The organism is Aquipseudomonas guryensis (assembly GCF_014164785.1).
Classification (GTDB): Bacteria; Pseudomonadota; Gammaproteobacteria; order Pseudomonadales; family Pseudomonadaceae; genus Aquipseudomonas; species Aquipseudomonas guryensis.
On record NZ_JACJFN010000005.1, the window covers coordinates 23536 to 46693 of the forward strand.

Below are 23158 nucleotides of genomic sequence, written 5' to 3' on the forward strand. Positions count from 1 at the left end.
CTCGGATATGGCCTAAGCGCTAGGCCACATCCACCTTGAGGGTGCCATCGCCGAGCATGCCCAAGATCACGCTGCCCTCACTGCCAGTGGAGTAACTGGTGTAGAGGTTGACGTCCTGCAGCACGATGGTTTGCTCGGTCGAGGTCGCCGGATCCGCCGCAGAGGTAGCGCTGACCTTGATCACCGTATCCAGCGCCCCGCCGCCTCCCAGGTTGGCCGTACTGATGTCGATGAAGTTCAGCAGGTTACCGAGACCTCCATTGCCGATCTGGTTCTCCCCACTGAGCAGATCGGAGAGATCCAGACGATCACCATTAGCGTTGCCATTGAAGTTATGGACAAAGCCCTGGATCGTATCCGTCCCGGTCGTGCCGGCTTTCCACAGATAGGTATCGTTGTCGGCACCACCAATCAGCGTGTCATTACCCAGCCCGCCAATCAGCACATCGTCACCCGCCAGACCGGACAAGGTGTCGTCGCCCGTGCTGCCCTGAATGGCATCTGCCAGTGCCGATCCGGTGAAGGTGGTTCCAGCTTCGATGGTCACATGCAGGTTCACACTGGAGGTGGCATCGTTGTCGGCATCCTGCACCGCCACCTGGAAGTCCAGTTCGGCATCCAGAGTGGTGTTCTCCGAAGTGATCAGACCAATGTCGGAGACTTTCACCACATCGCTGTCGGTCTGGCCAGTGAAGGTGGTAGTCGAATTCGAACCACCCGTATCGCCGAAGGCCGCATTGAAGTTCAGCGCGGACGAGGTAGTGATGTCTTCCACACTGGTCAGAATCTGCGCACCGTAGATCTGCCAGTTTTCACCCACACCGTTGTAGTCATTACGCTCGATAACGATGGCACCATCGTTGTTATCCAGCGTGATCCCGTAGGCCAACAGTGCCGCCAGGGTTGCTGCACTGCTGCCGGATGTGGCGATATCGCTATTGCTGATCACCAGAGCGCGGGTGGTTTTTACGCCACCGTCGCCAATCAGCTTGAGCACCACCACCAGGTCTTCGTTGTTGATGCCGTCGAACTTGAGATAGATGCCCTCCGCCCGGCCATCGGGATTAGCCACCACGGTGCCGGTCGGGTTAGTGGTATGGAATGTCAGATCCAGCACCTCACCCTTGCCAATGGTGTCACCGGCAACGCCGTTCGCCGTATTCGAGACGCTGACCCAAGACGCCGCTTGAGTGAACTGCTCGCCGTTGACGAATATGTTGGTGTTAGCCCCACCCGTCTGCAGGTTATTACCACCTGTACCTGCTCCTGGCTCTGCGGCACTGCGGAACTGGACATAGAAGTCATTGTCTAGCTTGGCCACCGACACGGCCGGCTGGGTGTTATCCAGCACACCGCCTCCCGACTCGTAGCCCGTGATGCTCAACGAGGCACTGGTTTTCAGGACACTAAAGCCCTCGAGTGGCTCGTTCAGCGATACCGTGTAGGTACCGTTGACCTTGTCGAATACCAAGGTGCCCGTGGCTTCCACAGTTGTTCCCGGGGTAGCCGGGTTCGGCGCATAGTTGAACTCGACCTCGAAGGTTGCCGTAGTGGCACTCTCCGACAGCCAGGTCACCGACTGCGAACTGATGGCTGTGCCGCCCACAGTGCCGCTCAGGCTGATCGCCTTGAAGTCCGAATCAATTGCACTGAATGGGCCTGTGCCACGGGTATCGGCACCAGTGCTGTAGTCGAAAATCCCAGTGGCCCCTGCCGGGTTGCTGCTGTTGGCGTATACCAGATTGGAGGTAGCCAGGATGGCCGGAACATCATCCTCAACCTGGATCAACAGGCTACCTGCCAGCGGCAGCGGGTTGACACCATCGGAAGCCTGAATGGCTCCGGTCAGGTTCAGTGTCAGGATCTCGTTGTCGTCGCTGTTGTCGTCGGGGTGATCCAGCGGCCCGAGCAAGGTGAACGTGTAGGCGCCATTGCTCTGCACCACCAGGGTGAAGATGGTTGTCGCCCCAGCCATTGCCGTCAGCGTATTGCCAGAGAAGCCATAGGTAACGGCCACCCCGTCCGAGGTCAGCACTGGCATGCCAGTCGGCGTGTTGTCCAGGCTGAACTGCCCACTGTTGGTGCCCACCAGCAGCTCGACCAGGCTACCGGAGACGGTGGTGGTCTGAGCATCGTTATCGGTAATGCCGCCGGGCAGCTCATCCTCGTCGACCTTGCCGATCACCGGAGCGGTATCCTCGACATGGATGCTGAGGGTCGCTGTCGAAGGATCACCGTCCTTGTCAACGATGACGTACTCGAAGCTCTCGGCCTGATCCCCGACCACGTTCGACGGAGCCCGATAAGTCCAGGCACCCGTGGCGAAGTTGAAGGAGAAGGTGCCACCCAGATCCGTTGCAACATTGGTCAACAGGTGATCGCCGTCAGCAATACCATCCCAGGTATAGGTGGTGCCATCGACCTCGATGGACAGGATCCGACCGGGGCCATCGGCACCAAAGGCATCGTCGTCGCCGCCGCCAACAGCGTTGTTATCGCCCAGCAGGACGTTGCCGTTGACCACCGCTCCGAGTACCGCGTCGAGCAGGGTGTCGACCAGCTCGTCGAAGTCATCTACCCGCAGCGGATCCTTGTTCGGGTTGGCATCGAGATCTACATCCTCCAGGCGAGCATCAACAATGCCGTCACCAATACCGATGGTGGTGACATTGACCGGGTTGGCCGGATCGTTGAGGAAGGTGCTCCAGTCAGTGGCTGTGCCAGTCAGCAATGAGGTGCCACCAGGGCCGTTCTGCTGGTTGGGGTTACCGTCACTGACGAAGACGACCTGATTGCTCCAGCCCGGCAGCGGATCATAGTCATCCATGGTCTTCTCGATGGCATCGGTGAAGTCCGTGCCATTGCCGATGGTATTGGGACGAACGCCACCCACCTCAAGTGGGTTAAGGGCGTTGACCTGAGCTGTGAAGGACGCCGCGGTGGTAAACGGACCGAACGACAGCGCACTCTCCGAGAACACCACCAACTGGATCTTCACATCACCCGTAGCGCTGGAGAACAACGCCTGGCCGGCAGTGCGCACAGCATCAAGCATCTGGTTCAGCTCGGTATTGCTGATACTGCCGCTGAAGTCCAGCACGAAGACCAGGTTGATGTCCTCGGTATTGCTGTCCTGGGCTACCGCATGGTCGTCCTGGGCCACTGGAGTGTCGTCGTCGACGTTGATCGATAGGGTGCCATCCGCCTTGTCACCATCCTTGTCGGTCACCTGATAGTTCAGGGTGAACGCCTGATTGTTCTCCAGGTCGGCATCGGCATGCTGGATCGGTGCATTCTGGGTGACGTTATAGGCACCCGTCGCGCTGTCCAGGGTCACCGTCAGTACTGTGGTGGTGCCCTGTTTGACCAGCAGCGAACCTGCAGGGCCAGCTTCATAGGTGAAGCCTAGCGGAGCTCCCGTGGTCAGCCATTGCACCGTACCGGCACCATCAGCACCGAAGTTGTGAACGAGAACGCCACCGGTATTGAGTCCGTCGGCATCGTCGGTACCACCGGGACCGCCTGGGATGCCATTGGCCAGTGCATCATCGTCCAGTTGCACCATGAGGTTGCTGCCCACGGACGGACCGTCGTCGTCGAAGGCAATCTTGCCACCGAGATCCAGGGTCTTGTCGACACTGGCGAAGTCGCCGTCACCGTCAGTGATGCTTGCGGTCAGGGTCAGGCCGATCTTGCCGGCCAGCAGCACCTCTTCCTGATTGCTGTAGTTGCTGTTGACGCCGGGCAGATCGTGGGAAATCTCCTGGAATTGGGTCAGGGTCACCTGCCCGGTTCCGGCATCCACCGCCAGCGAGAAGACGGTGTTGCCGACTGCAACTCCAGCCAGAGTCGCTGACGAGGAGCCGATGATTTCACCACCGATCTTGTACAGATAGATCGGGCCGGCGGCGCTGTTCATGCCTGAGGCCAGCGGGCCATTACCACCTGCAAGCAGGTTGAGGCTGTACGTCTGAGTGACCGTACCGGGGCCATCCGCGCCATGGTTGGGCGTTACGACGAAGGCACCCGAGAAGCTGCCGGAGTCGGTATCGGAAGCCCCACCTATGGTCTGGGCATCCTGGGTGTTCAGCGACGGATTCGGTGCAGTGCCGAAGACCACGCTGATGCTCGGCCCATGGTCGTCGAAGGCTACCCGGCCACCGAGATCGAGGGTCTTGCTGTCGGTGGCGCTGTCACCATCACCATCGGTGATGACGACCGTACCTTTCAGCCCCACCAGCCCTGCACCGAGTAGAGCTTCCTGCGCGTCATAGTTACTGCCGACGCCCGGCAGGCTGTGGTCGACCTCCTCGAACTGAGTCAGGGTCACTTGACCAGAGCCATTCACCGACAGGCTGAAGATAGTGTTGCTTGGATCGACACCTCCTTCAGTGGCGGAAGTCGAACCGTAGATCACCCCACCCGTCTCGTAGAGGTAGATGGTCGCGCCATCACTGCTGAGACCGGACGAACTGCCTTCCGCCGCCAGCAGCACCAGCGCATAGCTGGCACTCACGGTGCCAGAACCATCTGCACCGTAGCTGGAGCTGGTCACACTGAACGCGCTGGAGAAGCTGTCGCTGTCAGTGTCCGAGGCGCCGCCGATAGTCTGGGCATCCTGGGTATTGAGGACTTCGGTGTTCTGGCCGAAGCCCAGGCTGATGCTCGGACCGTCATCATCGAACAGCACTTTGCCGCCCAGATCCAGGGTCAGGCTGTCGCTGTCAGTGTCCTGGTCGTAGTCGGTGATGGTGGCAGTACCCTTCAGGCCCACCAATCCGGTATTGAGTACGCTTTCCTGGGCACCGTAGTTGCTGGTATCGCCCGGCAGGTCATGGTCGATCTCCTGACGCTGGGTCAAGGTAACCACGCCGGTAGCGCTGTCCACCGACAGGGTGAAGATGGTGTTGCCGAGAGTGATCGCACCTTCGCTGCCTGCGGTGGAACCAACTATCTGCCCACTGCCGTCCTGATAAAGCCGAATGGCATTGCCATCGCTGCTCAGCCCGGACAGGGTACCCTCGGCCACCAGCAGCGCCATGGAGTAATTCCAGGTTACCGTGCCGGGGCCATCGGCTCCGTGGTTGGGCGTCGCCGTGAAAGCGCCGCTGAAGTCACTGGTCGCGGTATCGGAAACCCCAGACCCAATGGTCTCGGCATCCTGGGTATTGAGATCGTCGGCATCCTGCCCACTGCGGCCGACATCGATCAACGGCACGTCATCCTCGACGTGGATCAGGAAGTCACCCGACAGTGTCAGTGGATCGCTGCCATCGTTGGCCTGCAGGATGCTGGTGAAGTCGAGGGTCAGCAACTGATCGTCATTGCTGCCATCCAGCGGGTGATCCAGGGACTGTTCCAGGTTGAAGATATAGCTGCCGTCGTCCGCTACCTGCAGGGTGAACACCACCGGACCAGCCGGGCCGGCCGTAGCCGTCAGGGTGTCGCCAAGCACGGTGTAGACCAGGGCCACACCACCCGAGGTAGCAGGGGTAACGCCACTGGTGTCGGTGGACAGGGTGAAATGCGCACCGGCATCCGGCCCTACCACCAGCTCGGCCACACTGCCGGTGGCGACATCGGTGACGCTATCCAGGTCGTCGATGCCGTCGGGCAGATTGTCTTCGTCCACAAAGCCCTCAACCGGACCCGTGTCTTCAACGTGAATCGTCAGGGTGGCGGTCGAGGGGTCGCCGTCGTTATCGACGATCACGTACTCGAAGGTCTCGGTCTTGTCGCCATCGATATCCCCGGCCGCCTGATAGCTCCAGGCGCCAGTGGCGAAGTTGAAACTCAGCTTGCCGCCTTCGGCAGTAGCAATATCGGTCAGCTGTTCGTCACCGTCAGCTGTGCCGTCCCAGGTGTAGGTAGTGCCATTGATCTCGATGGAAAGGATCTGCCCGGGGCCATCGGCACCAAAGGCGTCGTCATCGACTGTATTCGGCGCTTCATCGTTACCCTCAAGCACATTGCCGTCCACCAGGCCGCCGAGCACGGCATCCAGCAGGGTATCGATCAGATCATCGAAATCGCCCACCAGAATCGGTGCTCCGCTGCCATCGAGGTCGACATCCTGCAGCCGGTCCTCGTCGATGCCGCCCCCCACACCGATGGTGGTGACGTTGAGGTCGTTATCGTTGATGAAGTCCAGCCAGTCGCTGGCGGTACCGTCCTCAAGGGAGTTGCCACCCGTGCCCAATTGCTCATTGGGATTACCGTCGCTGATGAAGAACACCTGGTTACTCCACCCCGGAATCGGCGTGTAGGCGCTCATGGTTTCTTCGATGGCGGCGGTGAAGTCGGTATTGCCGTTGAACGGCCGGGTTCCGCCGTCATCCGGATTGATGCTGTCGATCAGCGCGGAGAAGCTGGCGAAGTCGCTGATCACCGGATAGGACAGGGCCGTACCGGAGAAGGCCACGATCTGCACGTTGACGTCGGATGCGCCGTTGAACAGCGCCTGAGCCGCAGCACGCACGGCCTCCAGCATCTGGTTCAGCTCGGTGTTGCTGATGCTGCCACTGAAGTCCAGCACGAACACCGCGTTGACGTCGAGCGGTTGCCCAGACTCCACCACGGCGTAATCGTCCTGCGCCTCGGGCACATCGTCCTCGACATTGATGACGAAGCTGCCGGGTACGAAACCGTCTACCGGGTCGCCGTCGCCGTCGGTGGCAGTCAGCACGCCGGAGAAATCGATCGGCAGGCCGAGCAACTGGCCATCGTCGGTGCTACCCGGCAGCGGGTGATCCAGCGGCCCGAGCAGTTCGAAGGAATAACCGCCACCTGCCGTCACGGTCAGGGTGAAGACCGGATCGACACCGGCCATGGCAGTCAGCACATTGCCCACCACCGAGAACGTCAGTGGCGTACCGTCCGAGGTCAGTCCCTGGGCTTCGAGGGTCGCGATATCCAGCGGATCGTCGCTCAGGCCGAAGTCGCCAGCGCCGTCGGCGCCGAAGTTGACCAACGCGTCCAGGGTGCCGTCAGGCGCACTGGTACTGGTGCCAGTGGCGTCACCGTCACCGATGCCACCGGGCAACTCATCCTCATCCACCTGACCGGAAACCAGTGGTATCGGCTGCTGAGTCTGGTCGTACTGTGGCGGCACGGCGACCGGCACATCGTCTTCCACCTGGATCACGAAGCTGCCCGGATTGAGTCCGCTCAGTGGGTCACCATCGCCATCGGTGGCGGTGACCAAACCAGAAAAGTCGATCGGCATGCCGAGCAGTTGGTCGTCGTCGGTGCTACCCGGCAGCGGGTGATCCAACGGACCTTGCAGGGTGAAGGTATAACCGCCGTCCGGGTCGATCTGCAGGGTAAAGACCGGTTGGCCACCGGCGGTAGCAGTCAGCAGATTGCCCACCACGCTGTAATCCAGTGCCACACCGCCGGAAGTCAGATTCTGCGCTTCCAGGGCGTCCAGGGCATCAGGGTCGCTGCTCAAGCCCACACTGCCGGGGCCGTCTGCCCCGAAAGCGATGGCGTTATGCAGGGCACCTGCGGCGCCCACCACCACGTTGGTGGTGCCATCGCCGTCAGTGATACCTGCTGCAGTTTCGTCCTCGTCGACCTGGCCGCTGACCCAGGGCCGCTGACCGACTACCCGAGCCTCGGGCACGTCGTCTTCGACATCAATGGTGAAGCTGCCTGCGTCCAGATCGACCGCCAGCGGGTCGCCATCGCCATCGGTGGCGGTGATCAGGCCGGAGAAGTCGATGCCCAAGCCAGGCAAGGTCTCGTCATCGAGACTGCTGTCAGGGATCGGATGGTCGAGCGGGCCGCTCAGCACGAATTCGTAGCTACCGTCCGGCTCAACCGTCAAGGTGAAGATGGTATTGCCGTTGGCCGATGCGGTAAGCACATTACCCACCACCAGATAACTCAGTGCAGTGCCTTCGGAGGTCAGCGACTGGGTCTCCAGCGAGCTGACATCGGTCGACAGGCCCATGCTGCCGGGGCCATCGGCGCCGAAGTCAACCAGTACAAACAAGGCCCCCGGAGCGCCAGTGATAGTCGTAATCTGGCCACCTTCCGGATTGCCCTCGTAGGGGGCGCCGTCCACCACGGCAAGAGCGTCTTCCTGCACTTGCTGATTGACCACGTCCTTGGCGTCCTGTCCCGGCAGCGGCACATCATCTTCAACGTTGACGGTGAAGCTGCCAGCCGGGAAGCCGCCGGCCAGCGGATCACCATCGCCATCGGTGGCAGTCAGCACACCGGAGAAATCGATGCCCAAGGCCGGCAGCAGTTCATCGTCGAGCGTGCCATCGGGGATCGGATGATCCAGCGGGCCGCCAAGCTCGAACTCCCAGCTGCCGTCGCCGTTCACCGTCAGAGTGAAGATGGTGTTGCCATTGGCCGTTGCGGTCAGCACATTGCCCACCACCGCGTAGCTTAGGGGGGTACCTTCAGAGGTCAGCGCCTGGGTTTCCAGAGAACTGACATCCGAGGACAGGCCCATCGCACCGGGACCGTCCGCCCCGAAGCTGACCAGGCCGAACAGGGAGCCAGCCAGGCCGCTGGTCACAGTGACTTGGCCGCCTTCCGGATTACCGTTATAGGGCGCACCGCCCCCTGTGCTCAAGGCATCTTCTTGCACAACACCGCTAACGGCACCCACCTCGCCAGTGGCGGCTAGTGGTACGTCATCCTCGATGTCCACGGCAAAGCTACCGGGCGGGAAGCCACCCACCAATGGGTCGCCGTCACCATCGGTAGCGGTGAGGATGCCGGAGAAATCAACGCCCAGGCCGGGCAAATCCTCCGAATCGAAGGAGCCATCGGGGATCGGATGATCGATGGGCCCCTCGAGTACGAATTCCCAGCTGCCGTCATCATTCACCGTCAGGGTGAAGATGGTTTCGCCGCCAGCACTGGCGGTCAGTACATTACCCACCACGCTGTAGGTCAATGCCACGCCGCCCGACATCAGGCCCTGCAGATCCATCGAACTGACATCGCTGGACAGGCCGAACGCGCCAGGACCATCAGCCCCGAAATTGACCAAAGCGGACAGCGAACCGGCTGCACCACTGACCGTGGTGGTCTGGCCACCTTCCGGATTTCCGTCATTAGGCGCACCCGCACCGGTGGTCAGGGCGTCTTCGTGGACGATGTCCCATACCGATGGAATGAACTGCTCTTCGCCATCACTGCGGCTGGCTAGCTGCGGCACGTCGTCCTCGACATCGATTACGAAGCTGCCAGGAGTGAAAGTACCTACCGAGTCGCCATCACCGTCAGTGGCCGCCAACACACCAGAGAAGTCGATCGGCAACTCAAGCAGCTCGTTGTCATTGCCATCGGGGGTCGGATGATCCAACTGACCAACCAATGTGAAGGTAAAGCTGCCGTTACCACCTACCTGCAGGGTGAAGATGGTTTCCCCTCCGGCAGACGCGGTCAGTACATTACCAACCACGCTATAGCTAAGAGCGGTGCCGCCAGAGGTCAATCCCTGAGCCTCCAGGCTGGCAATCGCGCTCGGACTTCCAGAGAGCCCGAAGCTGCCAGCACCATCGGCGCCGAAATTGACCAGGGCACTCAGGGTGCCTGGGCCACCGGAGGCCACGTTGGTGACCGCGTCGCCATCGGTGATGCCGTCGGAAGTCTCGTCCTCGTCGACGATGGCAGCCACCTGAGCGCCCTCGCCTTCAGTGAGGATGGGGCCATCATCATTGACCAGCACATTGAGCTGTACGGTCGGTGACACATCGCCATCGAGGTCGAACATCCGCACCGAAAAGCTTTCGCCGACCTGGTCGGCTGCACCCGTGGCATTGGGGTTGCCATGGTCGAAGGTGTTGTCAGTAAGGGTGTACGTCCAGCCACCGCCAGCACTGACCGTGAGAACACCATACTGCCCCTGAACCACGCCACCGTTGGTGACGTCGATCCAGTTACCGTTTACATCCTGCACCTGCAGCGACGACAGGCCATCCGGCGAATTGATGACAATGGTTCCGCTGGCCTGCTCGGCATTGCTGCCAGGATTGGTACCATCGGCCAGGCCTTCCTCATCGACAATGGCCGGCCCGGCAATCAGCGTACCGCTCTGATCCTCGTATTCGATGTCGATATCCGGGGTGAAATCCGGTATTACAACCGGCGCTTCCGGGTCAGGGGTGACAATGGGTTCGGCATCCGGGAACTCCGGACCGCTACTCAACCCCTCGGTGGGGAAACCAATCACCGGGTCGAGTGCTCCGCCGGTCTCACCCAGCAGCACGAAGCTGTGGCCGCCACCAACGCCACCCGCACCGCCAGCGCCACCGCCACCGGCGCCGGGACCAGCTGCAGTCGCTTCGCCCTCAAGGGTCGGGTCGACACCTGCCTCGATCGCGGCCTGCAATTGTTCGACGTCGGTCAGTTCGGAATCGGAGGGGGCGACAGCTTCATCTTCGGGTGAAGCTGGCGGCGTACCCTCTGCGCCAGCGAGCATCTGCTCGTTGAGGGTCATCGTGCTATCGCGCCCGACGGTCAGTTCCTGACCGTTGGTCATGGTGATGGCAATTGCGCCATTGGCGCCGGTTACGAGCTGCTCACCGGCATAGACACGATCACCCTCGACTAGCGGCCGACGCGTTCCATCGCCAGCTACCGCATAGACCTCGCCGACAACCTGGCTGACGACACCAATCAAAGTAGCCATGATTCCTTCCTCCACACCACACCGTCGACCATTGTCGACACGTTTCAAAAGGGTCAATCGCCTTTCGAATCAGAGGATTGTGCGAAGAAAATTGCCGGAAAAAGCTACGGTGCTATCAACCTATCTCGCCAACGCGACAAAAAAGTGTCGCCCCAACTGCACCAGCCTATTCCCTCAGATACATCTTCGCCCTTATGCTCCAAACTGCGCTTGACCACCAACCTTTACCGCAAAATGAGCTGAAAGCCTCATTTCTTGCGGCTCACGGAAGAAACAATGTGCTGGTTTTCACAGAGTGCATAAGACTTTTTTCTCATAAATCTTGCGCCAATTTTTTCTTAGCTACTCTTAAAGATGTTCTTAGCTGTGATGTTACAGACCTGAAGCGCTTTTTCAGGAAAAAGCGTCATTATTCTGGCGACAGGAACTGAGCATATAAACAAGGAGAACTACCCCATGCGCGTTCTTACACCGCTCTGCCAAGGCATATTGCTAGCGATTGCCTGCACCCAGGCACAGGCAATGACCCTATCCGAGGCGATTCAAAGCACGGTAGACAACCACCCTGAACTGCACGCCAGCATGAATGACCGGCTTGTCTCCGATGAAGAGGTCAAGGTTGCCAAGGGCGGCTACCTGCCGACCGTCGACCTGCTGGTCGGCTATGGTCGCGAGCAAACCGACAGCCCAAGCACTCGTGCCCTTGGCGATCACAACAAGGAAACCTTGAACTATCGCGACGCCGAACTGCGCCTGCGGCAGATGCTGTTCGATGGGTTCAACACCCCAAACGAGGTAGCCCGCACTGAGGCCGTGGTGAACTCCCGCGCCTACTATGTACTGGGCACCTCCGAAAGCCTGGCTCTGCGCACCGTCGAGGTATACTTGGACGTGCTCAAACGCCGCGAAATGGTGACCCTGGCCGAGAACAATCTGCAGGCGCACCAGCGTATTCATGATCAGATCCGCCTGCGCAGCGAGCGGGGCGTGGGCAGCACTGCCGACCTCGATCAGTCCGAAGCGCGTTTGGCGCTGGCGGAGAACAACCTCTATACCGAGCAAGTCAACCTCGCCGACGCTCAGGCCAACTTCTTCAGCGCCACCGGGCGCATGCCCGACGAACTGGAGCAACCCGGTACGATCAAGGGCGAAGTACCCGCAGACCTGGGCGTAGCCCGACAAACGGTGATGGATAACAACCCCTACCTGAAATCGGCACAAGCCGATGTGCATGCCGCAGAGAAGCAATATGAAGTGGCCAAGTCGCCCTTCTATCCGCGCTTCGATCTGGAACTGGCCACCACCGCCGATGACAACACCCAGGGCGATGAAGGTCACTACAACACCTGGCGTGCAGCCGTGGTGATGAACTACAACCTGTTCAACGGCATGCGCGATAAGGCCCGCCTGCAGTCGGCAGCGCACCAGATCAACCAGTCGATGGACATTCGCAACAATGCCCTGCGTGTGCTCAACGAGAACCTGGCCCTGGCCTGGAACGCCATGGAGAACGCCCGCCTGCAAACCCCCAAGGCGCGCGACTATGCTGATTACACCTCACGCGTACGCGAGGCGTATCAACAGCAGTTCAGCCTCGGCCAACGCACCCTGCTCGACCTGCTGGACAGTGAAAACGAACTCTTCACCGCCAACCGCCGTTACACCGAGGTGCGCTACACCGAAGAATTCTCCATGTACCGCGTGATCTCCGCCACGGGCGATCTGTTGAAGAAGCAGAACGTCGTACTCCCGGCTGAAGCTGTAGCACTCACCGAGGTCAAAAGTGAGGCACGCCTGCCGGAAATGAAGTAAACCCGGCGAAGAGATTGCCTGGAAACAATTCACCCGCTGTTTCCAGGCAACCTCTCAGGAGTAGTGACCTTGACCACCATGGAACGGAAGCCTTCCGACGACCAGCGGCAAAGTCACGACGACCCGCTGCTGGATGGATTACTGATTCTCTGCAACCTGCATGAATGCTCCGCCAGCCGAGCCAGTCTCACCGCTGGCCTGCCGATGCCGGAACAATGCCTGACACCTGAGCTACTGCCGCGCGCAGCTGCCAGAGCGGGCCTGCAAGGGCGCATCTTGCGCCGCGACCTCAATGCCATCTCACCGCTCAACCTGCCCGTACTGCTTTTGCTGAAAGACGGTCGCAGTGCCGTGCTGCGCAAGTTCGGGCCAAAAAACCAGCTACTGATCCTGCCGTGCGAAGCAGAAGGTGGCGAGCAATGGGTCAGCCGTGAACACCTGCTGCTGGAATACTCCGGCCAGGCCTTCTTCGCCCGTCCGCGGCATGAACTGGAAGATGTCCGCACCCCCCTGGTGCCACGTATAGATGCCTGGTTTCGCGACACGCTCAAGCTGTCCCGCTGGCTCTATACTGACGCGGTGCTCGCCAGCCTGCTGATCAACCTGCTGGGTTTGATGGTGCCGTTGTTCGTCATGCAAACCTATGACCGCGTGGTGCCCAACCAGGCCACGTCGACCTTGTGGGTGCTGGTCATCGGCCTGTTCATCGGCAGCGGTTTCGAACTGCTGCTGCGCGTACTGCGAGCACATCTACTTGATATTGCCGGCAAGAAGACCGACGTGGTGTTGTCCGCCACCCTGTTCGAGCGCATCACCGGCATGTCGATGAAGGCACGCCCCGCCACAATCGGCGGGTTCGCCCAGAGCATCCACGACTTCCAGGGCCTACGCGAATTCCTCACCGCTGTCACCCTGACCAGCCTGATCGATCTGCCCTTCTCCATACTGATGATCGTGGTCATTGGCCTGCTGGGGGGGTGGCTGGTGGTTATACCGCTGCTGGCGTTCCCGATTACCGCCATCTTCGCCTTGGTGATCCAGGCCCGCCTGCGCGACACCGTGCAGAAAAGCCTCGCCCTGGGCGCCGAGCGCCAGGCGCTGCTGATCGAGACCCTCAGCGGCCTGGAAACTCTCAAGGCCTGCAGTGCCGAAAGCGAGCGGCAGCATCACTGGGAAAAAACCCATGGTGCCCTCACCCGCCTGGATAACCACAGCCGCTTCCTCGCCTCACTGGCCACCAACGGCACCATGTTCTTCCAGCAGTTCGCCGGCATGGCCACCATAGTCGCCGGGGTCTATATCATCATCGCTGGCAATCTGAGCGTAGGCGCTCTGGTGGCCTGCTACATGCTCGGCAGCCGCGTGCTCTCGCCGCTAGGGCAGATTGCTGGCCTGATTACCCGTTACCAGCAAGCGCGCCTGACCATGACCAGCACGGATGCGCTGATGGCATTGCCGCAGGAACGCGAAGCCAAGCAGCGCCCATTGGAACGCACCCATCTGAAAGGCGCCCTCGACATGCGCCAGGTTACCTTTAGCTACCCAGGACAGGACACTCCAGCCCTGACCAAAGTCAGCCTCCGCATGAATGCCGGTGAACGCGTCGGCATAATCGGTCGCAACGGCTCGGGCAAAAGCACCCTGGCAAGGCTGCTAATGAACTTCTACACCCCGAGTGAAGGCCAGATCCTCCTTGACGGCCTTGATCTGCGCCAACTGGATGTCGCCGACCTGCGTCATCAGATCGGCTATGTCGCCCATGACCTGCCTTTATTGTCCGGCAGCCTGCGCGACAACCTGACCCTCGGCGCCCGCTATGTCAGTGACACACGCATGCTTGAGGTGGCTGAAATGACGGGGGTTTCCGAACTCGCACGGCAGCATCCGCAAGGCTTTGACCGACCGGTGGGTGAGCGCGGCCAATTGCTTTCCAGCGGGCAACGGCAAACCGTCCTGCTGGCCCGCGCCCTGCTACTCGACCCACCGATTCTGCTGCTCGATGAACCGACCAGCTCCATGGACAACACCAGTGAAGATACCCTGCGCAACCGCCTGCACAGTCTGGCGCAGGGCAAGACCGTACTACTGATCACCCACCGCGCCTCGATGCTCAGCATGGTCGATCGCCTGGTGGTACTCGACAATGGCCATGTCGTCGCCGATGGCCCTAAAGAAGCCGTGATCGAGGCCCTGCGCAAGGGTCGCGTCGGCCCGGCGGCGGTATAAAGCGCGCCATCCAGTGGAGGTCGTGCATGGAACTGACTCAGTCGATCCGCGATTACTTCGGCAGCCTGCAGAAACACAAGCAGGACACCGAGTTCATGCCCGAAGTCGACGGCGCCATCCTGGAAGACTCGCCCTGGCTGGCCCGGGCCACGGTGTGGTCGGTCAGCGCCTGTCTACTGGTGGCGCTGATCTGGGCCAAGTTCGCCGTACTCGAGGAAGTCACCACCGGCGAAGGCAAAGCCATTCCGTCGAGCAAGGTACAGGTGATCCAGAACTTGGAAGGCGGCATCGTCACCGAGATTTTCGTGCGCGAAGGCCAGGTGGTGAATAAGGGCGATACCCTGCTGCGTCTCGACGACACCCGTTTCCTCTCCAACCGTGGAGAGACCGAAGCCGATCGCATGGCCCTGGTCGCCCGCGTGGAGCGTCTCAGCGCCGAAGCCGAGGGTCGCCCACTGGCCTTGCCAGAGGAGCTGGTGAAACAGGCCCCGCAACTAGTTGAAGACGAGATGGCGCTGTATCGCTCACGCCAGCAACGCCTGCACAGCGAGCAGAACACCCTGCAGGAACAGCTGCAGCAGAAAACCCAGGAACTCGCCGAATTTCGCGCCAAATCCCAGCAATATCGCTCCAGCCTCGGCCTGCTCCAGCAGGAACTGAATATGTCGCAGCCACTGGTGGAAACCGGCGCGATCTCCCAGGTAGAAATCCTCCGCCTGCGGCGCAGCGCCGTGGAGGTACGCGGCTCTCTGGATGCAACCAACCTGGCTATTCCGCGTGCCGAGTCGGCCATCGAGGAGATCAAGAGTCGCATTCAGGAGTCCGAGCTGGCCTTTCGCTCGGACGCCTTCAAAGAGCTGAACGAGATGCGCACCGAGCTGAAGAAAATCACCTCCACCAGCGTGGCCATCGACGACCGGGTAACCCGCACCACCGTGGTATCCCCCGTGCACGGCATCATCAAGTTGCTCAAGGTCAACACCATTGGCGGCGTGGTGCAGCCCGGTGATGCCATGGTCGAAGTGGTACCGCTGGAAGACAACCTGCTGATCGAGGCCAAGGTACGCCCGCAGGATGTGGCCTTCCTCCACCCCGGCCAGAAGGCCATGGTCAAGTTCACCGCCTACGACTACACCATCTATGGCGGGCTGAAGGCCAAGCTGGAACTGATCAGCGCCGATACCATCACCGACGAGGAAGGCAACAGCTTCTACCTGATCCAGGTGCGCACCGACCAGAGCCACCTCGGTACCAAGGAACATCCCCTGCTGATCATTCCAGGCATGGTGGCCACCGTCGACATCATCACCGGCGAAAAGAGCGTGCTGGACTACCTGCTTAAGCCCGTGCTCAAAGCGCGCTCGGAAGCCCTGCGCGAGCGCTGAATCCTAACGTAGCCGAATGCAATCCAGGGCCCTGCCGAACTCAACACGAAAACGCCCGGATTGCATCCGGGCTACGATTTCTGGTGATTACGCAGAAAGGTTTCCTCGCCCATTGCGGCGATCTGCCCCTCGATCAGCGCCTCGAACGGGCGCAGCAGTTCATCGAAACAGGCTGGTGCTTCCTGCAGGTTCAGGGCCACAGTGATCGCCTCGATCGTGGCCAGCGCCCCCTCTCCCGGCGCCTTGCGCAGGCGATAGCGTGACTGCAGCCCTGCCGGCAAGCAGACCCGTGGCAACTCAGCCAGTAGCGGATTCAGATGCAGCAACTTGCGCGCCTTGCGCCAGGTGCCATCGGGCACCACCAGCAGTAGCGGACGATCATCCCCCGGCGCGCTGGACAACGGCAGCTCCTGCGCCTCTTCCCCAGGGAACAGCAGACAGGCGCGGTACTCACTGCTCAGCCACTGGTGCAAGTCGACAAACACCTCGCCCACCTTGAGTTCGGCATTCAGCAGCCCCAATGCAGCCAATCGAGCGGTGTTGAGGGCATGCACCACCTCATCCGGATGCTGCAAGATCAAGACCCGTGTACGGCTTGGCAGGCTCGGAATCAGGTGACACAGGCAATGGCTCTGCGGTCGAGCACAGCGCTCGCAGCGGGATCGGGACATACGCACACTCCTTGGGCCGTGCAGTGTGCCATATGCCATAGCCGCTTCAGCTCACGCATTTACAGCACAGCGACCGCTCACCAGCCGCGCGGCAAACTCTATTCGGCAAGTCCGAACACATATCGCCCAGCCAGCACCTAAGCCAAGGATTATTGGCAAAAAACACAATTACGCAGCTTAAAAAACAAAACCCGGCCAAAGCCGGGTCTTGTCGTATAACGCCTCTGGTTCAGCGATTGAATCGCTCCGCCAAACTGTGCAGATACTCGGCCATCTGCTCCAACTCCCGCCCAATCGTTGCCCCTTGCTGCGCCTGGCCCGCGCTGTGATCGGAGAGCTGGGCAATGCGGGTAATCTGCCGGCTGATATCTTCGGCGACATGACTCTGCTCTTCCGAAGCCGCGGCCATCTGCTGACTCATGCCAGTGATGCGGGTTACCGCCGTACTGATGCCCACCAGCGCCTCACGTACCTCCTCGACGCTCTGCACGCTCTCGCGCGAAATTGCCTCGCCCCTGCCGGCAGTTTGCACCGCTCGCTCCGCGCCACTGCGCAGGGAAGAAATAATTTGGTGGATCTGTTCCGTGGACTCACGCGTACGCCCGGCCAAGGCCCGCACTTCATCGGCCACCACAGCAAAACCTCGGCCCTGCTCACCGGCACGCGCCGCCTCGATCGCCGCATTGAGGGCGAGCAAGTTGGTCTGCTCGGCAATCGAAGTGATCACATCGGCCACGCTGCCAATCGACTGGGTCGAGCTGGCCAGGTCATTCACTGCCTGGCCGATCTCCTGCACGGCACCCGCCATATGCTGCATGGCCTGCAGACTGCTATCGGCAAGATGACGACCCTGTTGCGCCAGGCGATCCGCCTCTTCGGCAGCATGCGAGGTGTTCTGCACGTTGTGCGTCACCTCCTGGATGGTGGCTGCCATCTGGTTGATGGCCGTGGCCGACTGGTCCGTTTCGCTGCGCTGCTGATCCAGCAGTTCGGCACCGGAACGCGACAACTCGGCAGACTGCGCGGCCCGCTTGCGCACGCTCTCGCCGGCATCTTCAAGACGGGTCAGGGCGGTCTGCAAACGCGCCTCCTCACTGATCATGGCCATGTCGAGCAGTGCCTGGGCGCCGCGGTTGTCGCTATAGGTCAACGCCACCAGTGCACTGGTAAATGCCTTTGGGTGCTCGGCCAGAGTGTTACGAATCAATTGGCGCTTGCTGTACAGCTGGTAAGAGCCAAGGCCGAACATCACTACACAGATGAATAGAAGTAACCAGAAACCGCTCAGCACTGAGTGACCCGCCAGAATGACCAGGCCGGCCAGAATCAGCGGCCAGGAACGCAACAGGTCATAGGTCAGGTATTCCAGTTTGGGCACAGGCGGCTTGCCGGCACGCAAGCGCGCATAGAGATTCTCGGCGCGCCTCTTCTGCTCCTCAGTGGGTACCGAGCGCACCGACTCATAACCGGACATTTTGCCGTTCTCATAGATCGGCGTGACATAGGCGCTGACCCAGTAGTAATCGCCATTTTTGGAGCGATTCTTGACCACACCCATCCAGGGTTTGCCCTGCTTGATGGTTTCCCACATATGGGCAAACACCGAAGGCGGCATATCCGGATGGCGCACTAGGTTGTGGGGCTGGCCGACTAGCTCTTCGCGGGTGAAGCCACTGATCTCGACAAAAGCGTCGTTGCAATAGGTGATCTTGCTGTTCAGGTCGGTCGTTGAAATCAGGCGCTCTGTTGCGGGGAAAGTTCTTTCCCGCTGGGATACAGGGAGATTTTGACGCATGGGGATCATCCTTGGACAAGGTTGATGGTGGACTTCCAGCTCACACAAATAGGGTCTAGCACAGCCATGCCAAAACACCATTTAAAGTGTGCCATCAGCTCAACATCACCCGAGCCATGCCTCACACCGCAGGCAAACCATTAGTCTCTGCAAGGCAGAGAGCAACCGACCATGGACAGGTAGGTCTTGCACCTACCTTCCTGCTGGCGGTCTAGGGTAAATGCGTAACTTTGCGCGGGTCGCGCGGTGGTTCTCTACGCACCGGGATCGGCTGCATGCGCGGCGGCTCGATCAGACCCAGTACGGTGAGAAACTGGCGAACAGCATTGTGCAATCTGGCTTTCATGCGACGTCCTCCTGCCATGAACCAAGCGGCGTGGGCTACAACTGCAGCCACTACCCTTTGAGCATAGGCTAGCTCGCGCCGGAACGACGTCACTTGTCGCAGATCAGTGACACCTCACTGAATGCTGTCGGCGAACTCCTTGCGCCGGTAGGGGAACACGTCGATCACCTTGCCGGCGCGAATTGCCTCCTGCAGGCCCTTCCAGTAGTCGGCGTCGTAAAGGTCGCCATGCAGCTGGCTGAACAGACGGCGCTGGCCGATATCGGCGAACAGGAACGGCGGGAACTCCTCGGGGAAGACATCCAGCGGCGCCACCGAATACCAGGGCTCGCTGGCCATTTCGTCCTCCGGATAACGCGGCGGTGGAATCCGCCGGAAGTTGGCCTCGGTCAGGTAGCAGATCTCGTCGTAGTCATAGAACACCACACGGCCATGGCGGGTGACGCCGAAGTTCTTCAGCAGCATGTCGCCGGGGAAGATATTGGCCGCAGCCAGTTGTTTGATGGCCAGGCCGTAGTCCTCCAGGGCCTCGCGCACCTGGGCCTCGTTGGCGCTCTCCAGGTAGATGTTCAGCGGGATCATGCGCCGCTCGGTCCAGCAGTGGCGGATCAACACGGTGTCATCGTTCTCGATAGCCACGGTGGACGGCGCCACTTCCAGCAGTTCGGCCAGGCATTCCGGATCGAACTTGGCCTTGGGGAAGCGGAAGTCGGCGAATTCCTGGGTGTCGGCCATACGCCCGACCCGGTCGACACTCTTCACCAGGCGGTACTTCTCGATCACCGTGGCACGGTCGACGTTCTTCGACGGCGAGAAGCGATCCTTGATGATCTTGAACACCGTGTTGAAGCCCGGCAGGGTGAACACGCTCATGACCATGCCGCGCACGCCAGGCGCCATGATGAACTTGTCATCGGTGCTGGCCAGGTGATTGATCAGCGAGCGGTAGAACTCCGACTTGCCGTGCTTGTAGAAACCGATCGAGGTATACAGCTCGGCGATGTGCTTGCCCGGCAGAATGCGCTTGAGGAAGCCGATGAACTCCGCCGGAATCTCCACCCGCACCATGAAGTAGGAACGGGTGAAGGAGAAGATGATCGAGACTTCGGCCTCGTCGGTGATCAGCGTATCGATCTGGATGCCCTGCCCCTCGCGGTGCAGCAGAGGGATTACCAGCGGCCATTGCTCGTCGCGGGTGAAGATGCGTCCGACCAGGTAGGCGCCCTTGTTGCGGTAGAGGGTGAAGGAGAACAGCTCGATGGTCAGCTCCGGATCCTTGCACACCCAGTCCGGCAGGTTGTTGCGCAGCTGTACTTCCAAGCGGTTGATATCGCGCTCAAGGTTCTCGAAGCCGACGCTGAAACGGTAGTCACTGAACACCGCATGCAGAGCCTCCTGCAGATTGCCCTGCGGCTTGTAGATACGGGTTTGCGGGGCGCTGGCCTGGGGACGCAGAGACGGCCGCGTGGTGTGGATGAACATGCAGCCATCACTGATCTGGTCATGGCTGAACAGACCGCAGAAGATCGAGTTGAACCAGGTTTCCGCCAGCTCATCGTCGAAGCGCTGGTCGATCAGGGTGATGTAGGCGCTTTTCACCAGCGGCCACAGCTCAACATCCAGCAGGAATTCGTCGCTGAAGCTGGCACGCAGCCGCTCACCCACTTCGCTGACTTTCTCTTCGTAGAGGTTGATCCGCGCAGCCGAAGCGGCCTGCGCCTCCTGCCATAGCGCCTGCTCGAAGCGCGCCCGGGCGCCATTGGTGATCTCACGGAAATGCTCGCGATAGTCGTCGAAGCCGTCGAGGATCAGACGGGCGATATCTGCGGCTGGCCGTTGCTGCGCCATGGGAAAGCCTCTGCTGCGTATGCGGAAACGCGAGCTTAGCCAGAGCCGCGCGCCAGGGAAAGCCACAAACCACTCCCTAGGGTCTGTTCCCGTTTCGTTCACGGCCGCGACGGAGCCTGTTTTTGCGCGGGGCTAGGCGCGAGACGCGAGGTTTGGTCGTCCAAATGAGCCGTCGAGTAACGACGTTCCGCGCAAAAACAGGCCCGTCCCTTCGGGTTGCGCGCAAAACCGCGCCATGCGTCGTTGCGGGACTTGCCAAGGGAATGACCATTGCCTGCGTCCCGCGCCTAGCCTGGCGCGATTTTGCGCAGCAACGCGGTTCGCGAACGAAACGGGAACAGACCCTAGCGCCTGGATTCGCTTTTAGATACGTAGTCATCGGGCAAAAAGAAGGCGGTGTCCGGGGAGAGGAGCACCGCCTTAAATACTGACGAATTGAACCCTGGGTTCAGATCAGCAGCAGATAGACCGCCGAACCACCCGACAAGCTGCCAGGTCGGCCGGATAAAAGTGTTAGATCAGGACGTGGACCTCAATCAGGCGAGGTCGCGCAGCGCATCCGCAGGGAAGGCATGGCAGAACAATCAGGAGAGGGGCCGCGCAAGGCGCAGGCGAGTGCAGCGAAGTCGACATGGCATCCGTTCCAGAGTCGTTCTTGAAGGCGGCGATTTTAAGCGCACTATTGATGGCCGCGCCAAGGGATGTGGCCAGGCTGTGAGGCATCTCTAACCCTGGCGAAAAAAAGCCCGTCACCAGGACGGGCCAGAAAAGCACCGCCCGAACAGGGGCGGTGCGGGTCGATATCAGGCGGTTTCGCGCGCGAAGCTCACTTCCGGCAGCTCCGGCTTGCCATTCAGCTCACGCTGCAGGGTGTCCTCGTCGAGCTGTTTGCACCACTTGGCCACTACGATGGTCGCCACGCCATTGCCAACCAGGTTGGTCAGGGCGCGGGCTTCCGACATGAATCGGTCGATACCGAGGATCAGCGCCAAGCCGGCCACCGGCAGATGCCCCACAGCAGACAAGGTCGCAGCCAGCACGATGAAACCGCTGCCGGTCACGCCGGCCGCACCCTTGGAGGCGATCAGCAGCACTGCCAGCAGGGTCAGCTGATGGGTGATGTCCATCGGCGTATCGGTTGCCTGGGCGATAAACACCGCTGCCATGGTCAGGTAGATCGAGGTGCCGTCGAGGTTGAACGAGTAGCCGGTAGGGATCACAAGGCCGACCACCGACTTGTTCGCGCCGAGCTTCTCCATCTTGTTCAGCATGCGCGGCAGAGCCGACTCCGAGGACGAAGTACCGAGCACGATCAGCAGCTCTTCGCGGATGTACTTGATGAACTTGAGGATGCTGAAGCCATGGGCCCTGGCGATACCACCGAGCACCACCAGAACGAACAGCAGGCAGGTCACGTAGAAGCAGACCATCAGTTGGCCCAGCTGCACCAGCGAACCCACGCCGTACTGGCCGATGGTGAAGGCCATGGCGCCGAAGGCACCGATGGGCGCGACTTTCATGATCATGTTGATGATGCCGAACATCACCTGGGCGATGCGGTCGATGAACTCCAGAATCGGCTTGCCGTAGTCACCCATGCGCTGCAGGGCGAAGGCGAAGATCACCGAGAAGAACAGCACCTGCAGAATGTCACCAGTGGCGAAGGCACCGACGATGGTGCTGGGGATCACGTTGAGCAGGAAGGCGATAGTGCTCTGCGACTCACCCGCCGCGGCATAGGCAGCAATGCCCTTGGTGTCGAGGGTGGCAGGGTCGATATGCATGCCCACACCCGGTTCGACCAGGTTGACCACGACCAGGCCAATCACCAGGGCCAGTGTGGAGACAATCTCGAAGTACAGCAGCGCGTAACCACCGGTCTTGCCCACCGCCTTCATGTCCTGCATGCCAGCGATGCCGCTGACCACGGTGCAGAAGATGATCGGCGCGATGGCCATCTTGATCAGCTTGACGAAGCCATCACCCAGCGGCTTCAGGGCGACGCCCGCCTCCGGGTAGAAATGTCCGATGGCGATACCGATGGCGATGGCCACCAGCACCTGGGCGTACAGACTCTTGTACAGCGGTTTGCGGGTCATGGCAGTTCCTCTCTTGCCGCGCCGGCCTCGATATCTGCGAGGTGCGCAGCCGCGTTTAGCGCTAACCCTCCTGCACTGGAGGGATTTGTTGTGGGCTCCGCTGGGGAGCTGTAGCGCTAATTGCAGGGCCTGTGCCACCTGCTAAAAATAATTTAAATCCTTTTAAAACAAATACTTAATAAAAATTAGATCAGCACTATCCAAGATTTTTGGCGGAAAACCGCCAAGCCTGCGGCGGGTTTCCCCCACTGCCAGCCGCCGTCAGTCAACTGAGATCCCATCCAGGCTTTACCAAATATTCGAATTTTCATATATTCGA

At 60.5% G+C, this 23158-nt stretch carries 9 protein-coding genes; 3 read left to right on the plus strand and 6 right to left on the minus strand.

What is annotated here, in order from left to right; genetic code table 11:
• Positions 1-19 precede the first annotated feature (19 nt).
• The gene (locus tag H3H45_RS17730) at positions 20-10657 is read right to left on the minus strand and encodes a retention module-containing protein (RefSeq protein WP_182835033.1); all 10638 of its coding nucleotides are present in this window, start codon (positions 10655-10657) and stop codon (positions 20-22) included.
• Between the two features lie 456 nt (positions 10658-11113).
• Here H3H45_RS17730 and H3H45_RS17735 point away from each other — a divergent pair, with 456 nt between their 5' ends.
• The 3 genes from H3H45_RS17735 (at position 11114) to H3H45_RS17745 (ending at position 16080) form a co-directional block, all read left to right on the plus strand.
• Positions 11114-12469 (plus strand): TolC family outer membrane protein, encoded by a 1356-nt coding sequence (locus H3H45_RS17735; protein ID WP_182835034.1) that lies wholly within the window; start codon positions 11114-11116, stop codon positions 12467-12469.
• Between the two features lie 78 nt (positions 12470-12547).
• Positions 12548-14695, plus strand: a complete 2148-nt coding sequence (locus H3H45_RS17740; RefSeq protein ID WP_407926707.1) for a type I secretion system permease/ATPase — start codon at positions 12548-12550, stop codon at positions 14693-14695.
• 26 nt (positions 14696-14721) lie between these two features.
• Positions 14722-16080 (plus strand): HlyD family type I secretion periplasmic adaptor subunit, encoded by a 1359-nt coding sequence (locus H3H45_RS17745; RefSeq protein WP_182835036.1) that lies wholly within the window; start codon positions 14722-14724, stop codon positions 16078-16080.
• Positions 16081-16151: 71 nt separating this feature from the next.
• Here H3H45_RS17745 and H3H45_RS17750 read toward each other — a convergent pair whose 3' ends face one another.
• From H3H45_RS17750 to H3H45_RS17765, 5 genes are all read right to left on the minus strand, one after another.
• Positions 16152-16751: a tRNA-uridine aminocarboxypropyltransferase gene (locus tag H3H45_RS17750; protein WP_182835037.1), complete on the minus strand. Its 600-nt coding sequence runs from the start codon at positions 16749-16751 to the stop codon at positions 16152-16154.
• Between the two features lie 229 nt (positions 16752-16980).
• The gene (locus tag H3H45_RS17755) at positions 16981-18546 is read right to left on the minus strand and encodes a methyl-accepting chemotaxis protein (RefSeq protein WP_182835038.1); all 1566 of its coding nucleotides are present in this window, start codon (positions 18544-18546) and stop codon (positions 16981-16983) included.
• A gap of 211 nt (positions 18547-18757) precedes the next feature.
• A complete protein-coding gene (locus tag H3H45_RS20310) occupies positions 18758-18892 on the minus strand; it encodes a PA1414 family protein (protein WP_268939376.1) in 135 nt (44 codons plus the stop codon).
• Between the two features lie 114 nt (positions 18893-19006).
• Positions 19007-20740: a bifunctional isocitrate dehydrogenase kinase/phosphatase gene (aceK, locus tag H3H45_RS17760; protein ID WP_182835039.1), complete on the minus strand. Its 1734-nt coding sequence runs from the start codon at positions 20738-20740 to the stop codon at positions 19007-19009.
• Positions 20741-21543: 803 nt separating this feature from the next.
• Entirely contained in the window at positions 21544-22839 is a 1296-nt protein-coding gene (locus H3H45_RS17765; protein WP_182835040.1) for a dicarboxylate/amino acid:cation symporter, read from the minus strand.
• Positions 22840-23158: the final 319 nt, after the last annotated feature.

Excerpts from the sequence above, each read along its gene's own strand:
- H3H45_RS17730 (WP_182835033.1), bottom strand. The coding sequence starts at position 10,657 with ATGGCTACTTTGATTGGTGTCGTCAGCCAGGTTGTCGGCGAGGTCTAT.
- H3H45_RS17735 (WP_182835034.1), top strand. The coding sequence starts at position 11,114 with ATGCGCGTTCTTACACCGCTCTGCCAAGGCATATTGCTAGCGATTGCC.
- H3H45_RS17740 (WP_407926707.1), top strand. The coding sequence starts at position 12,548 with ATGGAACGGAAGCCTTCCGACGACCAGCGGCAAAGTCACGACGACCCG.
- H3H45_RS17745 (WP_182835036.1), top strand. The coding sequence starts at position 14,722 with ATGGAACTGACTCAGTCGATCCGCGATTACTTCGGCAGCCTGCAGAAA.
- H3H45_RS17750 (WP_182835037.1), bottom strand. The coding sequence starts at position 16,751 with ATGTCCCGATCCCGCTGCGAGCGCTGTGCTCGACCGCAGAGCCATTGC.
- H3H45_RS17755 (WP_182835038.1), bottom strand. The coding sequence starts at position 18,546 with ATGCGTCAAAATCTCCCTGTATCCCAGCGGGAAAGAACTTTCCCCGCA.
- H3H45_RS20310 (WP_268939376.1), bottom strand. The coding sequence starts at position 18,892 with ATGAAAGCCAGATTGCACAATGCTGTTCGCCAGTTTCTCACCGTACTG.
- aceK (WP_182835039.1), bottom strand. The coding sequence starts at position 20,740 with ATGGCGCAGCAACGGCCAGCCGCAGATATCGCCCGTCTGATCCTCGAC.
- H3H45_RS17765 (WP_182835040.1), bottom strand. The coding sequence starts at position 22,839 with ATGACCCGCAAACCGCTGTACAAGAGTCTGTACGCCCAGGTGCTGGTG.